Genomic DNA, 1,012 nt, shown 5'->3' on the forward strand with positions numbered 1-1,012 from the left:
CCTTCTTCACCATTCAGAAGGTTCTGCCGCTGCTCCCCGACCACGCCTCGATCGTCATCAATGCCTCCTTCGGCCTGCACCTCGGTGTCTCGGGCTCTGCCCTCTACTCCGCGAGCAAAGCGGCCGTCCACAACCTGACCCGCGCTCTCGCCGCGGAATTGGCGCCACGGCGAATCCGGGTGAACGCGGTCAGCCCCGGCTACATCGACACCCCGGCCTTCCGCGCGGAGCTCTCCGAATCCGCTCGGCAGGGGGTCGCGGCCCTGTCCCCCGCGGGTCGCGTCGGCACCGCAGAAGACGTCGCCGCCGCCGTCGCCTTCCTGGCCTCGGCCGACGCCGCCTTCGTCAACGGCCACGACCTGCGCGTGGACGGCGGCCTCACCGCAATGGGCGCATCGGCGCTGGTGTAGGCCGGCTCAGCGCAGCGCGGCGCGTCCGCGTATGCGGCCGAGCACCACCAGCACCACCAGTGTGACCACGACCAGGACCGTGGTTCCGGCCGCGGCGTCGAAGACTTCGCCGCGGTCGGTCTGCGCGAAGATGCTGACGGGCAACGTCTTCCAGGTGGCGGGGTAGACCATGATGGTCGCGCCGAGCTCGCCCATGGACAGGGCGACCGCCAGGCCCGCTGCCGCGCCGAGAGCGGGTAACAGCAGCGGCAGGGTGATCTGGCAGAGGACGCGAACAGGTCCCGCGCCAAGGGATTCCGCGGCCTGCCGGTAGGCGGGGTCGAGCCGATCGAGGGCGGCGGAGACGGCGCTGAAGGCGTAGGCCAGAACCAGGACCGCATGGGCGACGATGACGATCCATTTGGTACCGCCCAGGAGCACGGGGCGTTCGTTGAAGGCGATGAGGACGCCGAGACCGACTGCTACCGACGGGACGGCGACCGGGAGGTGGAAGACGGCGTCGGTGAGACGGCGCAACCAGGTGGGCGCCGCTCGGGAGGCCAGGGCGGCCCAGGTGCCGAGGACGAGGGAGATGGCGCCGGCGAGCAGGGCGGTTTGCAGGC

The 1,012-nt window shown here is 70.9% G+C and carries 2 protein-coding genes; one reads left to right on the forward strand and one right to left on the reverse strand.

The genetic code is table 11. The features are described 5' to 3' along the window. The coding region (locus ACFWF3_RS37085) for an SDR family NAD(P)-dependent oxidoreductase (RefSeq protein WP_379318945.1) at nucleotides 1-410 on the forward strand (410 nt) is incomplete at its 5' end. A gap of 6 nt (nucleotides 411-416) precedes the next feature. Here ACFWF3_RS37085 and ACFWF3_RS37090 read toward each other — a convergent pair. Beyond that, a partial coding sequence (locus tag ACFWF3_RS37090) for an ABC transporter permease (RefSeq protein WP_379318947.1) occupies nucleotides 417-1,012 on the reverse strand: 596 nt, incomplete at its 5' end.

The organism is Nocardia sp. NPDC060220 (assembly GCF_042727815.1).
In the GTDB taxonomy this organism is placed as follows: domain Bacteria; phylum Actinomycetota; class Actinomycetes; order Mycobacteriales; family Mycobacteriaceae; genus Nocardia.